At 68.9% G+C, this 425-nt stretch carries 1 protein-coding gene; it reads left to right on the top strand.

What is annotated here, in order from left to right; genetic code table 11:
- On the top strand, positions 1 to 425 hold a 425-nt coding region (locus GR197_RS31505; RefSeq protein WP_204330518.1), incomplete at both ends, for a glycosyl hydrolase family 18 protein.

Below are 425 nucleotides of genomic sequence, written 5' to 3'. Positions count from 1 at the left end.
CACCACGGCCGGCTGCCAGAGCGGCACGTTGCCCAGGCACTTCCTCACCGGCTACTGGCACAACTTCGTCAATCCCGCCGTCGAGCTCAAGCTGTCGGCCGTGCCCGACGAGTACGACCTGATCGCGGTGGCGTTCGGCGAGGCCACCGCCACCCCGGGCGAGGTCGTGTTCGGGGTCGACCCCGGACTGGCCACGGCGCTGGGCGGCTACACCGACGCCCAGTTCAAGTCGGACATCGCCGCGCTGCACGCCAAGGGCAAGAAGGTCATCCTGTCCGTCGGCGGCGAGAAGGGCGCGATCCGGGTGGCGGACGGCTCCGCCGCGCAGCTCTTCGCGAACACCGTGTACGCGCTCATGACCGAGTACGGGTTCGACGGCGTCGACATCGACCTGGAGAACGGCCTCAACCCGACGTACATGGAGC

Origin of the sequence: Rhizobium phaseoli (genome assembly GCF_010668805.1) — a bacterium.
Classification (GTDB): domain Bacteria; phylum Pseudomonadota; class Alphaproteobacteria; order Rhizobiales; family Rhizobiaceae; genus Rhizobium; species Rhizobium phaseoli_A.
Note: the sequence above shows the minus strand (reverse complement) of the source record. Positions and strands in the feature narration are given on the sequence as shown.